This is a genomic window from Klebsiella michiganensis, assembly GCA_000963575.1.
GTDB classification, from domain to species: Bacteria; Pseudomonadota; Gammaproteobacteria; order Enterobacterales; family Enterobacteriaceae; genus Cedecea; species Cedecea michiganensis_A.
Genome location: CP011077.1, coordinates 2,745,935 through 2,762,330, shown reverse-complemented (window position 1 = coordinate 2,762,330; position 16,396 = coordinate 2,745,935). Strand labels below are relative to the sequence as shown.

At 57.5% G+C, this 16,396-nt stretch carries 14 protein-coding genes; 9 read left to right on the top strand and 5 right to left on the bottom strand.

Annotated features, from left to right (window positions below):
- The first annotated feature begins 233 nt into the window (after nucleotides 1-233).
- A complete protein-coding gene (locus VW41_12835) occupies nucleotides 234-1,913 on the top strand; it encodes a malate:quinone oxidoreductase (GenBank protein AJZ89854.1) in 1,680 nt (559 codons plus the stop codon).
- Nucleotides 1,914-2,158: 245 nt separating this feature from the next.
- On the opposite strand, the gene VW41_12830 is transcribed toward VW41_12835, so the two are convergent.
- The 5 genes from VW41_12830 to VW41_12810 all read right to left on the bottom strand — a co-directional run bounded on the left by VW41_12830 (nucleotide 2,159) and on the right by VW41_12810 (nucleotide 7,995).
- Nucleotides 2,159-3,169, bottom strand: a complete 1,011-nt coding sequence (locus tag VW41_12830; protein ID AJZ89853.1) for a glyceraldehyde-3-phosphate dehydrogenase — start codon at nucleotides 3,167-3,169, stop codon at nucleotides 2,159-2,161.
- Between the two features lie 78 nt (nucleotides 3,170-3,247).
- On the bottom strand, nucleotides 3,248-4,228 hold the full coding sequence (locus VW41_12825) for an AraC family transcriptional regulator (GenBank protein ID AJZ89852.1): 981 nt from the start codon (nucleotides 4,226-4,228) through the stop codon (nucleotides 3,248-3,250).
- Between the two features lie 40 nt (nucleotides 4,229-4,268).
- Nucleotides 4,269-5,066, bottom strand: a complete 798-nt coding sequence (locus VW41_12820; protein AJZ89851.1) for an N-formylglutamate amidohydrolase — start codon at nucleotides 5,064-5,066, stop codon at nucleotides 4,269-4,271.
- A complete protein-coding gene (locus VW41_12815; protein ID AJZ89850.1) occupies nucleotides 5,059-6,267 on the bottom strand; it encodes an imidazolonepropionase in 1,209 nt (402 codons plus the stop codon). Before VW41_12815 ends, VW41_12820 begins: the two co-directional genes overlap by 8 nt.
- Before the next feature lie 51 nt (nucleotides 6,268-6,318).
- Nucleotides 6,319-7,995 (bottom strand): urocanate hydratase, encoded by a 1,677-nt coding sequence (locus VW41_12810; GenBank protein ID AJZ89849.1) that lies wholly within the window; start codon nucleotides 7,993-7,995, stop codon nucleotides 6,319-6,321.
- A 495-nt stretch (nucleotides 7,996-8,490) separates the two neighbouring features.
- On the opposite strand from VW41_12810, the gene VW41_12805 reads away from it, so the two are divergent.
- From VW41_12805 to VW41_12770, 8 genes are read left to right on the top strand one after another with little or no spacing between them, the layout of a single operon-like run.
- Nucleotides 8,491-9,588, top strand: a complete 1,098-nt coding sequence (locus tag VW41_12805) for a glycine/betaine ABC transporter ATP-binding protein (GenBank protein ID AJZ89848.1) — start codon at nucleotides 8,491-8,493, stop codon at nucleotides 9,586-9,588.
- Complete coding sequence (locus tag VW41_12800) at nucleotides 9,585-10,229, top strand: ABC transporter permease (protein ID AJZ89847.1); 645 nt, start codon at nucleotides 9,585-9,587, stop codon at nucleotides 10,227-10,229. Before VW41_12805 ends, VW41_12800 begins: the two co-directional genes overlap by 4 nt.
- Before the next feature lie 3 nt (nucleotides 10,230-10,232).
- Nucleotides 10,233-10,913, top strand: coding sequence for an ABC transporter permease (locus tag VW41_12795; GenBank protein ID AJZ89846.1), 681 nt, complete (start codon nucleotides 10,233-10,235; stop codon nucleotides 10,911-10,913).
- Nucleotides 10,914-10,946: 33 nt separating this feature from the next.
- The gene (locus VW41_12790) at nucleotides 10,947-11,831 is read left to right on the top strand and encodes a glycine/betaine ABC transporter substrate-binding protein (GenBank protein ID AJZ89845.1); all 885 of its coding nucleotides are present in this window, start codon (nucleotides 10,947-10,949) and stop codon (nucleotides 11,829-11,831) included.
- 9 nt (nucleotides 11,832-11,840) lie between these two features.
- Nucleotides 11,841-13,400: a histidine ammonia-lyase gene (locus tag VW41_12785; protein ID AJZ89844.1), complete on the top strand. Its 1,560-nt coding sequence runs from the start codon at nucleotides 11,841-11,843 to the stop codon at nucleotides 13,398-13,400.
- Nucleotides 13,393-14,589: an acyl-CoA transferase gene (locus tag VW41_12780; protein AJZ89843.1), complete on the top strand. Its 1,197-nt coding sequence runs from the start codon at nucleotides 13,393-13,395 to the stop codon at nucleotides 14,587-14,589. The genes VW41_12785 and VW41_12780 overlap by 8 nt, the downstream gene beginning before the upstream one ends.
- Nucleotides 14,590-14,605: 16 nt before the next feature.
- Complete coding sequence (locus tag VW41_12775; protein AJZ89842.1) at nucleotides 14,606-15,499, top strand: 3-hydroxybutyryl-CoA dehydrogenase; 894 nt, start codon at nucleotides 14,606-14,608, stop codon at nucleotides 15,497-15,499.
- Nucleotides 15,492-16,253, top strand: a complete 762-nt coding sequence (locus VW41_12770) for an enoyl-CoA hydratase (GenBank protein ID AJZ89841.1) — start codon at nucleotides 15,492-15,494, stop codon at nucleotides 16,251-16,253. The genes VW41_12775 and VW41_12770 overlap by 8 nt, the downstream gene beginning before the upstream one ends.
- The last annotated feature ends 143 nt before the right edge of the window (nucleotides 16,254-16,396 follow it).

Here is a 16,396-nt window from a genome sequence, read left to right as displayed (position 1 = left end):
ATCGTCTTCTAGGATGATTTTGCTGCGGTTATATCTGCAGATATCCTCGTAACTGTCTAAAATAATTAATCTATTATCCGGGTTATTCTATTGTTCATTAATCCAATAAGTTTTCTGTTGTCTGGTTTTTTTAATTAAAAAAATCATTGGCATTAATTGTATGGATTAATAAGAATGTGAATGAGATTTTAAAATATCGTAAAAGTGGGTTAACATAGAAAGACTTCATTCACCTGCGATGCAATAGAATTATTATGCCTGCAATGAAAAAGACAATTATTTCTCTGACAACACTGGCGTTATTTGTAAGCTCTGCTAGCTATGCTAACGCTGATTCCACGCAAAAAACTGACTTCCTGCTGATTGGCGGCGGTATTATGAGCGCCTCTCTCGGGACGTGGCTCCAGGAACTGCAGCCGGACTGGAAACAGGTCATGGTTGAGAAGCTTGACGGCGTGGCGCTTGAGTCCTCTAACGGCTGGAATAACGCCGGTACCGGGCACTCTGCAAATATGGAACTGAACTATACTCCGGAGCGCCCGGATGGTTCTATTGATGTCAGCAAAGCGCTGGAAATTAACGAACAGTTTATGATTTCTCGTCAGTTCTGGTCCGCGCAAATTCAGCGTGGTATTTTGAACGACCCGCATTCGTTTATTAATTCCACACCTCACATGAGTTTTGTCTGGGGCGATAAAAACGTTGAGTATCTGACCAAGCGCTATGCCGCGCTGCAGAAAACAACGCTTTTCCAGGGCATGAAATTCTCCACTAACCACGAGCAAATTAAGCAGTGGGCTCCGCTGGTGATGGAAGGGCGCGATGCTAATCAAAAAGTGGCGGCAACCTGGACGCCAGTGGGTACCGACGTTAACTACGGGGAAATTACCCGCCAGCTGATCGGCAGCCTGAAAAAAAGCCCGAATTTCTCCCTGCAAACCTCTTCTGAAGTCACCGACTTCAAACGCAACGGCGATAATTCCTGGCACGTCACCATCAAAGACGTGACCAGCGGGAAAGAGCACGCCATCGATGCGAAATATGTCTTTATCGGGGCAGGCGGCGGCGCGCTGAAGCTGCTGCAGGAAACCGGTATTCCGGAATCGAAAAACTACGCCGGTTTCCCGGTGGGTGGCTCGTTCCTGATGACCGAAAACCCGGCGGTAACCAGCCAGCATCTTGAAAAAGTGTACGGTCAGGCCTCCGTGGGTGCACCACCGATGTCCGTGCCGCACATTGATGCCCGCTTTATCGACGGTAAGCGCGTGGTGCTGTTCGGGCCGTTCGCGACCTTCTCCACTAAATTCCTGAAAAACGGCTCTTTCTTTGATCTGCTGAGCACCACCACCACCAGCAACTTTATGCCGATGACCGATGTAGGTCTGGATAACTTTGATCTGGTGAAATACCTGATTGGTCAGGTGATGCTGAGCGATGAAGATCGCTTTGAAGCGCTGAAAGAGTACTACCCGCAGGCGCGTAAAGAAGACTGGAAACTGATTCAGGCCGGCCAGCGCGTGCAGATCATCAAAAAAGATGAGAACAAAGGCGGCGTACTGAAGCTCGGTACCGAAGTGGTTGTTGACCAGCAGAAAACCATTTCTGCTCTGCTGGGCGCATCCCCGGGTGCCTCTACCGCGGCACCAATCACGCTGAACGTGCTGAAGCAGATGTTCCCGCAGCAGTTCAACTCTCCGGAGTGGCAGAGCAAGATCCGCGCCGTTGTGCCAAGCTACGGCCAGGAGATGAACGGCAACGCGGCGCTGACGCAGAAGGTCTGGGATGACACCGCAGCCACGCTGCAGCTGACCAAACCCCCGGTCATTCAAATGAACGACCAGAGCGCAACGCCGGTGGCAAAACCCGCCGAAGCGAAAGCGGAAGCGGCTACCCAGCACGATATGGCGCTGTAAGTTTACGCCTCAGCCAGCCTCTGTATTGCAGAGGCTGCAATAAAAAAGCCAGCCGCAAGGCTGGCTTTAGACTGATGACAAATCTCATGCGGATAAAATTCTGCAATGTGTCGCCAGAAAAATAAACAGGAAAATCAATTCATTGATTTTCAGCTGATAAACACAAAGAGGGAAAAACCACGCTTTTTCCCTCTTTGTCAGCAATCAAGCCAGCCGCAAGGCTGGCTTTTTCATTTCAGGTAACTTTACAGTCCGCGTTTATCCATCAGCAGGGCAAGATCAACCAGGCGGTTAGAGAAGCCCCATTCGTTGTCGTACCAGGCCAGAATTTTCACCAGGTTACCGCCAATCACCAGGGTTGAAAGCCCATCAATAATGGAAGAGCGCGGGTCACCCTGATAATCGCTGGAGACCAGCGGTTCATCGCTGTAGCCCAGGATGTCTTTCAGCGGGCCAGCTTCAGCGGCTTTACGGAACGCCGCGTTAACCTCTTCCGCCGTGACATCGCGTTTGAGCGTCACGGTTAAATCGACGATAGACACCACCGGCACCGGTACACGCAGAGAATAACCGGTCAGGCGACCGTCAAGTTCAGGAATAACCTTGCCGAGGGCTTTAGCCGCGCCGCTGGAATAAGGCACAATCGACAGCGCCGCCGCACGCGCGCCGCGCAGGTCTTTTTCCGGCTGGTCGTGCAGCGCCTGGCTGTTGGTGTAGGCGTGTGTGGTGTTCATCAGCCCGTGTTCAATGCCGAATGCCTGATGCAGTACCTGCGCGGCAGGGGCAAGGCCGTTGGTGGTACAGCTGCCGTTGCTGACCACAAAGTGTTTCTGTGGGTCGTAGCTTTCGTGGTTCACGCCCAGCACAATGGTCAGGTCGTCATCTTTACCCGGGGCAGAAATGATCACGCGTTTTGCGCCGCCGTGGGTGATGTGTACTTCTGCTTTTTCGCGGCTGGTAAAAAAGCCGGTGGCCTCGATAACAATATCTACGCCGACGTCACGCCACGGGATCTGCGCCGGATCTCTTTCGCTGAATACGCGGACCGGCTTGCCGTCAACGTGCAGCAACCCTTCAGAGGCCTCTACCGGCGCGGGCAGTTTGCCCATCAGCGAGTCGTGTTTTAACAGGTGCGCAAGGGTTTTGCTGTCCGTCAGATCGTTGATTGCCACGATCTCAATATTGGGGTTACCCAGGGCAGCGCGCAGCACGTTGCGTCCTATTCTGCCAAAACCATTAATCCCGACCTTAACCATGATTCACTCCTTCTCTTGAATGTCTGGAGTCAGAGTAGGCCCAGAGTGAAATGGCGTAAATGACAAAAAAGGATCAATTCATGCCAACTTCCGGCAGTGGAAGCGTTCGCGGTATTCCCCCGGCGTAAGGTGAAGTTGCCGCTCAAAGACGCGGCGCAGATTAATGGCGGTGCCAAAACCTGAGGCGCAGGCCACCCGTTCCAGGGTGTCGTTCGACTGCTCAAGATGATGGCGGGCGGCGGCCAGTCTGGCTTCTTCCACATAGCGGGCGGGCGTGACGCCGGTTTCCCGGGTAAAGACGCGGGTAAAATTACGCGGACTCATGGCAACCCGCTCCGCCAGTTTTTCTACCGACAAATCATCCGCCAGGTTATCCAGCAGCCAGTCCTGGAGCTGGCTTATCGGCCCGGTGTTGGCCGCCTGGCGCAGATGGTAGCGGCTAAACTGCAGCTGCCCGCCGGGGCGATGGAGGTACATCACTAGATCCTGAGCGACGTCACGGGCGAGAGTAAAACCGTAATCCGCCTCTACCAATGCCAGGGTGAGGTCAAAGCCGGAACTGACGCCGCCGGACGTCCACACCGGGCCGTCCTGAATATATAAAGGGCCGCCTTCCACTTTGATTTGTGGCCACCTGGCCTGCATCTCTTCCAGCATTCGCCAGTGGGTGGTTGCCCGACGGCCATCCAGCAAACCGGCGCGGGCCAGCAGCATAGCGCCGCCGCAAACCGAGGCAATGCGCTGGGTATTTGGCGCCGCCCGGCATAGCCATTCGACCACCGCGCTGCCTTCCGGCTCGCTCTGACCTTTGCCGGTGACCATGATGGTATCGCGAGGCTCATTGGGATCGAGGTCGGCCAGCCGGTGGTCGGCCAGCAGGTTCAGGCCGGACATGCCGTGCACAACGTGGTGGGGCTGAGTGGTGGCGATACTGATGCGGTAGCGAGGCTCGGGCAACGCTTCCGCATGCAGGCGATTAGCCTGCATCAGAATATCGGCGATACCGGCGGCTTCGAACAGCATGCCGCCGTCAGGGACAATAACCAGAATCGTTTTCATGTCCTGAAAAGTACGCTCTTAACAAATTAAGTCAAGAGGGCTAGCCGTAGTGCCGCTGTCCCCAGGCAAGGGCGGTTTCAATCAGCCGGGTTAGCACCTGCTGGAACTGCGCCCCTTTTTCCTCAGACCAGGCAAAACTCTCTTCATCCATGTAGCAATCCTGCGCCACCTCCAGCTGCACGGCATGAATATTTTGCTGTGGCGCACCGTAGTGGCGCGTGATGTGGCCCCCTTTGAACCGCCCGTTCAGCACTTTGCTGTAGCCGCTGAAAGCTTCACTGGCTTGCAGCAATTCCGCGCTCAGCGACGGGGCACAGCTGGTGCCGTCCGCGGTACCGAAGTTAAGATCCGGCAGGCGGCCATCAAACAGGCGCGGTACCACCGATTTGATGGAATGCGCGTCCCACAGCAACGCATAGCCAAAGGTTTCTTTCAGTCTTGCCAGTTCCTGGGCAAGTGCCTGATGATACGGCTGCCAGATAGTGGTCAGGATGTCGGCTCTGGCCTGCTTGTCAGGGGATTTTCCCGCCTCGAACAGCGGTTCGCCGTCGAAAAAGATGTCCGGATAAAGCCCGGTGGTGGCGGTGGCGTACAGCGGCTTATCGTCCGACGGGCGGTTCAAATCAACCACGTAGCGGGAGTAGTTGGCGCTGAGTATGCTGGCACCCATTTCGCGTATCGGTTGGTAAAGTTTGGGAATATGCCAGTCGGTATCTTCCAGTTTTTTGGCCCGTGCCGTCAGCCCGGTCGCCACTTCCGGCGTTAATTGTGTACCGGGATGCGGCATGCTGATAAGCAGCGGCAGCTTGCCCTGATAAAGCTCAAAGCCCTTAATCATTCCACACCTCTTTCCCGTGATAGATAACCCGTTTGGAGAGCGTGCCGCCCAGCCAGTAGCTCAGCTCGGCGGGATGGTCTATTTCCCACGCAACAAAGCTTGCTTCTTTACCGGCTTCAAGGGTGCCCGTTTTCTCACTAATTCCAAGCGCCCGCGCCGCATTCAGCGTCACCCCCGCCAGCGCCTCTTCCGGCGTCAGGCCAAACAGCGTGCAGGCCATATTCATCATTAGCCGCAGCGACTGCACCGGGGAAGTACCGGGATTGAGATCGCTGGAAATAGCCATCGGCACATAATGTTTACGCAGCAGCGAAACCGGCGGTTTCTGCGTTTCGCGCAGGAAGTAAAATGCCCCAGGCAGCAGGACGGCGGTTGTGCCATGCTCTGCCATCAGTCGAATATCCTCCTCGCAGAGATATTCGAGGTGGTCGGCAGAAAGCGCATTATGTCGGGCGGCGAGCCCCGCGCCGTGGAGCAGCGAAAGCTGTTCGGCATGAAGCTTGACCGGCAGGCCCAGCTCATGGGCTTTCACAAAAACGCGTTCAACCTGCGGCACCGAAAAGGCCAGGTGTTCGCAAAAGGCATCCACGGCGTCCACTAGCCCTTCGCGATGCAGGTCTGGCAACCAGCGGTCACATACGTTGGCGATAAAGTCATCGCTGCGGTCTTTGTATTCCGGGGGCAGGGCGTGGGCGGCCAGGCAGGTGCTGTAAATCGTCAGCGGCAGGCTTTGCGCCAGCTGGCGGATCACGCGCAGCATTTTGCGCTCGTCTTCAAAGCTGAGGCCGTAGCCTGATTTCACTTCCAGGGTAGTGACGCCGTCTTTGCGCAGCGCATCAATGCGGCGGCTGGCGCTTGTCAGAAGTTCGGCTTCGCTCGCCTGCCGCGTGGCTTTCACCGTGCTGGCGATACCTCCGCCCGCTGCGGCAATATCCGCGTAGGTTGCACCGTTCAGGCGCATCTCAAATTCCTGACTGCGGTTGCCGCCGAACACGCTATGGGTGTGGCAGTCAATAAGTCCGGGGGTGACAAGCTTGCCGTGCAGATCCTGCTCTTCGTCATAAGGCTGGTCGGGACGCTGGCTATAAGGGCCCACCCAGGCAATTTTGTCACCTTCGGTGAGCAAAGCCGCGTCTTCGATAAGGTTGTACTGGCCGTTGACCATGGTGGTGATGCGGCAGTTACGCCATAAAATCCGCATAAGATCTCTCTCATCTGGACAGGGCGCGGCGAGTGCCGCGCCACAGGGGAACTACTTCGCCAGCATTGGCAGGTTCAGACCATGCTCTTTGGCGCACTCGATAGCAATATCATAGCCCGCATCCGCGTGGCGCATTACGCCGGTGGCCGGGTCGTTGTTCAGCACGCGAGCAATACGTTCTGCAGCTTCATCGGTGCCGTCGCAGACAATAACCATGCCGGAGTGCTGCGAGAAGCCCATCCCGACGCCGCCGCCGTGGTGCAGGGAAACCCAGGTCGCGCCGCTCGCCGTGTTCAGCAGGGCGTTCAGCAGCGGCCAGTCGGATACCGCATCAGAGCCATCCTGCATTGATTCGGTTTCGCGGTTCGGGCTTGCCACCGAGCCGGAGTCAAGGTGATCGCGGCCAATGACGATAGGCGCAGACAGCTCGCCGCTTCTGACCATTTCGTTAAATGCCAGCCCGAGTTTGGCGCGCTGGCCCAGGCCGACCCAGCAGATACGCGCCGGCAGACCCTGGAAGCTAATGCGCTCTTTGGCCATGTCCAGCCAGCGGTGCAGATGCTTGTCGTCCGGGATCAGCTCTTTGACCTTGGCGTCTGTGCGATAAATATCTTCCGGGTTGCCGGACAGTGCGGCCCAGCGGAAAGGCCCGATCCCGCGGCAGAACAGCGGTCGAATGTAAGCCGGCACAAAGCCCGGGAAATCAAAGGCGTTACTGACGCCCATCTCTTTCGCCATTTGGCGAATGTTGTTGCCGTAATCAAAGGTCGGAATGCCCTGCTGCTGGAAGGCGAGCATCGCTTTTACATGTTCCGCCATGGACGCCTTCGCGACCTGAGTGACCACCGCAGGCTCAACGGCCGCGCGCTCGCGGTACTCTTCCCAGCTCCAGCCCACTGGCAGATAGCCGTTGAGCGGGTCGTGGGCGCTGGTCTGGTCGGTAACCATGTCCGGGCGAACGCCACGCTTCACCAGCTCAGGCAGAATTTCTGCGGCATTACCGTGCAGGGCGATAGAAACGGCTTTCCCTTCGCTGGTGTAACGTTTGAGGCGGGCGAGGGCGTCATCCAGATCTTTGGCCTGCTCGTCCACATAGCCCGTGCGCAGGCGGAAGTCGATGCGGGACTGCTGGCATTCAATGTTCAGTGAACAGGCGCCGGCCAGGGTCGCGGCCAGAGGCTGCGCGCCGCCCATGCCGCCGAGGCCTGCGGTGAGCACCCAGCGACCGGTCAGGGAGCCGTTATAGTGCTGGCGGCCTGCTTCAACGAAGGTTTCATAGGTGCCCTGCACGATGCCCTGACTGCCGATGTAGATCCATGACCCGGCGGTCATCTGGCCATACATCGCCAGCCCTTTGGCGTCCAGTTCATTAAAGTGTTCCCAGTTAGCCCAGTGCGGCACCAGGTTAGAGTTGGCAATTAGCACGCGGGGGGCATTGGCGTGGGTTTTAAAGACGCCAACCGGCTTGCCGGACTGCACCAGCAGGGTTTCGTCTTCATTTAGCGCCTTAAGGGCTTCGACCATTTTGTCGTAGCATTCCCAGTTTCTCGCCGCCCGGCCTATGCCGCCGTAAACCACCAGTTCTTTCGGGTTTTCAGCCACATCCGGATCGAGGTTATTCATCAGCATGCGCAGCGGGGCTTCCGTCAGCCAGCTTTTTGCATTCAGCTTCGTGCCGCGCGGCGCCCTGATTTCAACATCACGATAACGAGAAAACTCACTCTTCATGGGGTTCACCTTGTTTTGGGATAACGGGGAAAGTGCTCACGAAAAATACCATGTCATTTTTTCGTTTGCTTGTATATACATGATTAGCATATTTGATGCCAGGCGCGACATTGATTTTTTAGTTGTTTAAAATCATGGTGTTAATGCGCATCTCTCGAGTAGTTACATCATATATCGTTTCTTTTTTATCCTGTGTCGCACCATTTTGGCGCTCTTTACAAAGAGATTGATCCTTTTTAGGGCAAAAATAGCAGTTCGGATAGCTGGAAAATCGCCCGTAAGGCACCGTTTAATCCTGATAAAAATCACGCCTTGATCACATTTAAAATTTAATAAAACAAACATATATTTGTTTTTAAACAATAAATTGTCTTTATTTCAATGTTGCGTTTTTGTTATGGCACAGGCTTTGCAGATTGTACATACAATGCTATACATAGCTTTTTTACGCAGCCGTTCATTTCTTCGGCAGCCAGATGACCATGAGGCGTAGCGATGATTACTTTCAACAATGTGACCAAGTTTTATGACGACGGCACGGTCGTGGTGGATGGACTCAATCTCACCGCACCTGGCGGCAAGATTACCGTGCTGGTAGGCCCTTCAGGCTGTGGGAAAACAACGTCACTGCGCATGATTAATCGGCTGATTGAGCCATCCTCCGGCGAGATTTTGCTCAACGGTGAATCCACCTCCGCCATGGACGTGGTGCAACTGCGCCGCCGCATTGGCTACGTCATCCAGAATGCGGGGCTGTTCCCTCACCGAAACATCATCGACAACATCGCCACCACCGCGATCCTCAATGGCATGCCTAAGGCCAAAGCCCGGGCAAGAGCGGGGGAGCTCCTGGAGGTCGTCGGCCTGGCCCCGCAGTTGGCCAAACGCTATCCGTGGCAGCTTTCCGGCGGGCAGCAGCAGCGCGTAGGGGTTGCCCGAGCCCTGGCCGCTGACCCGGAGTTTATGCTGATGGATGAACCTTTTAGCGCCGTGGACCCGGTGGTGCGTGACCAACTGCAGGAAGAGTTCCTGCGTATACAAAAGGAAGTGAGTAAAACCATCATTATGGTGACTCACGATATTGATGAAGCCATGAAGCTGGGTGATTTGGTTGCGGTACTGAAGCCCGGCGGCAAGCTGGGGCAGATGGCATCCCCGGGGGAGCTGCTTAACGCCCCGCAAAGTGATTTTGTGGCCGATTTTATTGGCCGCGACCGCGGCTACCGCAAGCTGAGTTTTTACAATTCAGGGCCGCTGGCATCCATGCAGATGGAGCCGACCGCCGAGGTAGGCACGCCGATTGACATGGCGCGCGACATTGCGGTGCAGCGCTGGCTGCTGGTGACCCGCGAAGGCAAAGCCTGCGGCTGGTTTGATACGCATCAGCAGGTTGAGGCGGTGGTGCCGGAGCACATTAATCTGGGCGCGACCTTTTTCCCGCAAAGCGGCACGCTGCGCCAGATGCTTGACTCCGCGCTCAGCTCGCCGTGCCATCGCGCGGTGGTAATTGGCGAGCGGGCCGAAGTGTTGGGGACCCTGGGGCTGGATCACGTCCTGGATGCCTGCAAGTCAATGGCGCGGGAGGCGGTATGAGATTCGACTGGCTGTGGGCGCAAAGCGACAAAATTTTCCATTTGCTGCTGTGGCACCTCTATCTCTCGGTCACGCCGATCCTGATTGGCCTGCTGCTGGCTATCCCGGCCGGCTGGCTGGTGAGCAGTATGCCGCGCGTGAAGGGCATCATTCTTAACCTGTTCGGGCTGCTGTACACCATCCCGTCTCTGGCGCTGTTTGTGCTACTGCCGCCGCTGCTTAATACGCAGATCCTCGACCCGATCAACGTGGTGGTGGCGCTGACGATTTATAGCTTCGCGCTGCTGGTCAGAACCGTGTGCGACGGGCTGGATTCGGTACCTACCGACACCCGGCAGTCCGCCTTTGCCCTCGGCTATAAGCCGGTTCACCAGTTTTTCCAGGTCGACCTGCCGCTGGCGGTGCCGGTAATTGGCTCGGGGATGCGAGTCGCCGTGGTCTCTAACGTCAGTATTGTTTCCGTCGCCGCGCTGATAGGCGCCCCGCAGCTCGGGTCGCTGTTTACCCAGGGGTTTCAACTGCAGTTTCTGACGCCGATTATTGCCGGTATCGCGCTGTGTATCATCCTGGCTTTTGTGCTCGACTGCGTGGTTGTGGCCGTCACCCGCTCATTAAGCCGCTGGCAGCCAACAAGGGGATAAAGTATGTCTGACTGGTTCTTTACGCTCAGCCACTGGTATGGCGATGACGGTATTCTCCCGCTGCTGGCGCAGCATATCGGCTACAGCGCGGTGGCGCTGGCGATAGCGATAGCCATTGCGTTTCCGGTGGGCTGCTACACCGGTCATACCGGCAAAGGGGAAGCGCTGCTGATTGGTACCACCAACGCGCTGCGCTCTCTGCCGTCGTTTGGCCTGATTATCCTGCTGGTTATTCTGATGGCGGGGTACTTCGAGTCGGACATGGCCTTTATTTTGCCGTGCATTATCGTGCTGGTGGTGCTCGCCCTGCCGCCGATAGCGCTGGGCGTTCATGCGGGTATCCGCTCCGTTGACCCAAGCGTTCACGACGCCGCCAAAGGTATTGGCCTGACGCCGTTCCAGGTGCTGACTCAGGTTGAGCTGCCCTGTGCCACGCCGTTAATTCTGTCCGGCATTCGCAGCGCCACACTGCAGATAATCTCTACCGCCACCATCGCGGCCTACGTCTCTCTTGGCGGCCTGGGCCGGTTGATTATCGACGGTCGCGCGGCGAACGATTTTGCCCAGATGACCGCCGGCGCGGTGCTGGTTGCCATTCTGGCGCTGCTCGTGGATGTGTTCTTTTCCCTTTCGGTGAAGTACGTGGTTTCCCACGGTATTTCCCGACGTATCAAAACCCAGTGATGTTGAGCCCGTTAATTACACAAGGTGAAAGCGATGAATATGAAGAAACGTTGTTTGACGCTGTTGAGTGCCGCGATGCTGTCTGTTGTTTCCTCCGCGTGGGCGGCAGATGCGGGGCAGAAGGTGATTATCGGTTCGGCTGATTTCCCGGAAAACCAACTGCTGGCGACGATTTACGCCGGGGCGCTGGAAGCGCAAAACATCCCGGTGGAGAAGAAGCTCAACATCGGCAGCCGCGAAGTTTACATTCCGGCCCTGCTGGACGGCTCCATTAACGTTATCCCGGAGTACAGCGGCGCGCTGCTGAGCTATCTGGACGCCAATAATACGGCGCACAGTTCAGACGAAGTGGCAACCGCGCTGGCGGCGAAGCTCCCGGCAAAAGTGAAGATGCTGAACACCGCCGTGGCGCAAAACAGCGATGTTATCGCCGTCACTAAGAAAACGGCAGATAAGTACCAACTCAAAACCATTGAAGATCTGAAACCGCATGCGGCAGAGCTCATTCTGGGCGGCCCGGCAGAATGGAAAACCCGCCACGAAGGCGTGCCGGGGCTGAAAGAAGTGTATGGCCTGAATTTTAAGAGTTTCAAAGTGCTGGACGTGGCTGGCCCGCTGACGCTGACCGCGCTGAAAAATAATCAAATCCAGGCGGCGGATTTAACCTCCACCACGCCGGAAATTCAGAAGGACCATCTGGTGGCGCTGGGCGATCCGAAAAACCTGTTTGCGGCACAAAACATTGTTCCGATTGTGGCCACCACCACGCTGAACCCGACCATTGAGAACACGCTGAACAAAGTGTCTGCGCAGTTAACCACCGCAGATTTGATTGCTATGAACGGGCAGCTTGCCGAATTTGCCAGCATCGATGACGTCGCGCATCAGTGGCTGGTTAAACATGGCCTGAGCAAGTAAGGGCGCACGATGACAAGACAAACTGGCTCCACCGCACACGCCCATCAGGTCGTCACCTTAGGCAGAGCACAAACCAGCATCGACGAGCTGGTGCGTATCGCCGACGGGGCGCCGGTCGAACTGGCTCCCGAAGCCCTGGCGAATATGGACCACGTCAGCGGGTATATTCGACGAGCAATAGATGAAGGGCAGGTGATCTACGGCCTGACCACCGGGGTAGGTGACCTGGTCACGGAACGCCTTTCCGCCGACCAGATAGCCAGCGTACAGCTCAATATGCTGCGCAGCCACGCCTGCGGGATGGGGCCAGATTTGTCCGTACGTGAAGTGCGCGCAATGATGGCGGTAATGCTGAAATCGCTGCTGCAGGGTTACAGCGGCGTCAGCGCTGAACTGGCGAAACGCATGGCCGAAATGCTTAACCGGCAGGTTACGCCGTGGTCGCCGGCCAGCGGCTCGGTAGGTTATTTAATTGCGACGGCGCATATCGGGCTGTCGCTGTTTGGCGAAGGGCAGTGCTGGTATCAGGGGGAGCTTCTGCCGTCCGCCGAGGCGCTGGCAAAGGCGGGCATCTCTCCCCGAGTTCCGGGCCCGCGTGAAGGCCATGCGCTGATCAGCGGCACCTATGAAATCACCGGCCTGGCGTGCCTGGCCGTGCATGATTTTGAGCGGTTGCTGCCGGTGGCGGATATGGCCGGCGGCATGTGTCTGGAGGCGCTGAAGGGGAATACCCGGGGCTATGACGCCCGCCTGCATGCCCTGCGGCCACACGACGGGCAGCAGAAAACTGCCGCGATTCTTCGTCGTCTGCTGAGCGGCAGCGAGATCTTCGCCCGCTACCGCGACCACCGGGTGCAGGATGCGCTGAGCCTGCGCTGTATCCCGCAAATTCACGGCGCGGTGCGCGACCAGCTTGCCCACTGCCGCCAGATTGTGACTATTGAACTGAATTCGGTTACCGATAACCCGGTCTTCCTTATAGAACACGATGCGCTGGCGATCCTGCCCGGCGGCAACGGCCACGGCGCCCCGCTGGCGCTGGCGCTGGATTCTCTGGCTGTGGCCATTGCCCAGGTCAGCACCGCATCTCAGGCGCGCTCAGATCGTATTACCAACGTGCATCTTAGCGGCCTGCCTGCGTTCCTGGTTGGCAGAAGCGGTGCGAACTCCGGGATGATGATCCCGCCTTACGTCGCTGCCGCGCTGGCGGGGGATAACCGCAGCCTGGCTGCGCCTTCGAGCGTGCATACCGTTACCACCTGCGCCGGGCAGGAAGACCATATCAGTATGGGCGTTTCTTCGGCGCGCAAAGCCATGCAGGCGGTGAGCAACGCGGTGGATATTGTTGCCATCGAACTGCTGTGTGCCAGCCAGGCGCTGGAGTTTCACCGTCCGCTTCGCGCCTCGGTTGGCGCGGAATTAACTTTGGGCATGGTGCGTGAACGCGTGCCGTTCCGTGAGGCGGACACAGCGCTCTACCCGGATATGCACGCCGTGCGTGATTTGATTGCAGAAGGTGAGCTGAGCCAACGGCTGCTCGCCCTGGTTGAGGAGTCCGAACATGAGTGAAGCTTTGCAGCCGCTGAAAGGTGTCAGAGTGCTTGATTTATCCCGCGTGCTGGCCGGCCCGTGGTGCGCCTCGCTGCTTAACGATCTGGGTGCGGAAGTCATCAAGATTGAGATGCCGGGCAGTGGGGATGACTCCCGCAGCTTCACCCCGCACATCGGCGGGGAAAGCAGCTACTTCATGCAGCTTAACCACGGCAAAAAAAGCGTCACCCTGGATTTAAAGGCGCCTGAGGGGTTAGCCATTCTTAAGCAACTGGTGGCGCAGGCCGACGTGCTGGTGGAGAACTTCCGTCCCGGAGTGACAAAACGCCTTGGCATCGACTACCCGACGCTGCAGGAAATCAACCCACGGCTGGTTTACGCCAGTATTTCCGGGTTTGGGCAGCAAGGAGCAATGGCCCACAAAGCCGCTTATGACCATATCGTGCAGGCCTACGGCGGCATTATGCAGGTCACCGGCTGGGCAGAAGGGGAACCCACCCGCGTGGGGGACGCCATTGGGGATGTTGTGGCCGGGCTGTACGGCAGTTGGGCGGTGCTCGCGGCGCTGCTGCAGCGCGGGATCAGCGGCAAAGGGCAGCACCTTGATGTGTCGATGCTCGACACCATGGTAACGATGCAAATGGTTTCTCTGACCCAGTGGATTGGCGGGCAACCCTCCGCCGGGCGGCTGGGTAATGCCCATCCTATCAGCGCCCCGATGGACAGTTATCCGGCTCAGGATGGCCATATTGTTATTGCGGTCGCCAACGACAAACTGTTCCGCCAGCTTTGCTCGGCGATGGAAAAGCCCGAGCTGGCAGGCGACCCGCTGTATCTCACCGACCCATTGCGGCTGGCGAACCAGCGGCCGCTGAGGGCAGAAATTGAACGCTGGCTGGCGGATAAAACGGTTCACGATGCTCAGGCCATTTTGGACAACGCAGGCGTCCCTGCTTCAGCCGTGCTGCGCCTCGACCAGATTCTGACCAGTGATTATGCGCGAGAACGCGAGCTTGTTAAGCAGGTGACGCACCCGACGGCAGGCAATATCTCTATTGTCCCTCAGCCGGTGAAAATGAGCGCCATGAAAGCAGAGCCTGCGCTGGTACCCCCTGCGCTGGGCGAACATACGGCAAGCGTGCTGCGAGAGCTGCTGGCTATTGATGAGGCAACGCTAACGCAACTTAAGGCGCAGGGCGTAATTTAAGCGGCGGGGAAGGTAAATGGTGCAAATAAAGAAAGTTGCGGTAGTCGGGGCCGGAACAATGGGGGCGCGTATCGCCGTGGTGATGTCGCGGGCGGGCTACCGGGTGAGTCTGTGGTCGCGCTCTGAGTCGACGATCGATAAAGCGCGGGCCATTGTGGCCTCGCTCGGCGCTGGAGAATGCGTGGAATTCACCACCTCTTTTGAGGCCTGCCTGAGTGACGCCGACCTGGTTTCTGAGAACGTTGCTGAGGACGTGGCGCTCAAGCAGCGGGTCCTCAAAGATGTCGAGAGGCTGGTCAGCGCGGAGTGCGTAATAACGACGAACACTTCAAGCGTGTCCATCACGCTGCTGGCCTCATCCTTGAGCCAGCCGCAGCGGCTGATCGGCATGCACTGGTTTAACCCGGCGGATACCATGCCGATGATCGAGATTGTGCGCGGGGAGCACACCGGGGATGACATTTGCCAGCGCGTGCGGGATATCTGCCAGCAGTTGGGGAAAGAGACTATCGTCGTCAACCAGGATATTCCGGGGTTTATTATCAACCGGCTGCAGTACGCGATGCTGCGCGAGGCCCTTTACCTGGTGGATGCCGGCATCGGGTCCGTGGAGGACGTAGACCGGGCGGTGCAGCGCACGCTGGCTCCCCGCTGGGCGGCAATGGGGCCGATGAAGCTGATGGATTTCGCCGGGCTGGATACGGTGGAAAAAGTGGCCGGTATTTTACTGCCCGCGCTGGATAACAGCGGTGAACTCCCCGCGTGGCTGAAAGCCAAAGTGGCCGACGGCAAACTCGGTGCGAAAAGCGGGGAAGGCTTCTATGCCTGGACTGCAGAGACCGCCGCGGCAGGCATGCGCCACCGGGATGAAATCGTCAGACAGCTGACCGGGGGAGAGAAACATGAGTGATATTCTCTCTCGCGTTGACGGCGCGGTTGCCGTGGTTACGCTCAACCGGCCGCAGAAGTACAACGCGCTCACGGGTGAGATGCTTGATGAGCTGCTCGGCGCCTTAACCGAGCTGGACGGGCGGCCGGACGTCAGGGCGATCGTTTTGCTTGGCTCTCCCAGGGCGTTTTCTGCCGGGGCTGATACCGGCACGCTGGCGTCTGCTTCGGCGACGACGCTGTGGCGCAGCGGGTTTAGCGAGAAGTGGGATCGGGTGGCGGGCATTGAAACTCCGCTGATTGCCGCCGTGTCCGGCTATGCCCTCGGCGGCGGCCTTGAGCTGGCGCTGCTGTGCGACATTATTATCGCCGATCAAAGCGCGGTCTTCGGCCTGCCGGAAAGCCACATCGGTATTATCCCCGGTGCGGGGGGAACGCAGCGGCTGGTGCGAGCCGTGGGCAAGTCGCTGGCAATGGACATGTTATTGAGCGGCAGACGAATTGACGCGCAGGAAGCGCTGCGTGCCGGGCTAGTCAGCCGGGTGACGGATTCACTTGAAGAGCAGGCGTTAGTGCTGGCAAATCAGGTCGCTAAAGCCGCGCCGCTGGCCGCGATGATGATTAAAAAAGCCGTGGCGGCGAGCTACGAAATGCCGCTGAGCGCGGGCGTGGCCTATGAACGATCGCTCTCGGCGTTAATCGCCGACAGTGAAGATCGGGCGACGGGGCTGACGGCGTTTAAGGCTAAACAGTCGCCTGAGTTTAAGGGCCGATGAAGTGAAATAAAGACGAAACCGGCAGCCAGTCTGCCGGTTTTAGACGGATGACAAACCTCTGACGATAGAAAAAATACCAGAGGGCTCGTTAAAAAAACTGGAAAATCAATTCATTGATTTTCGGCTGATAACCACCAAGAGGG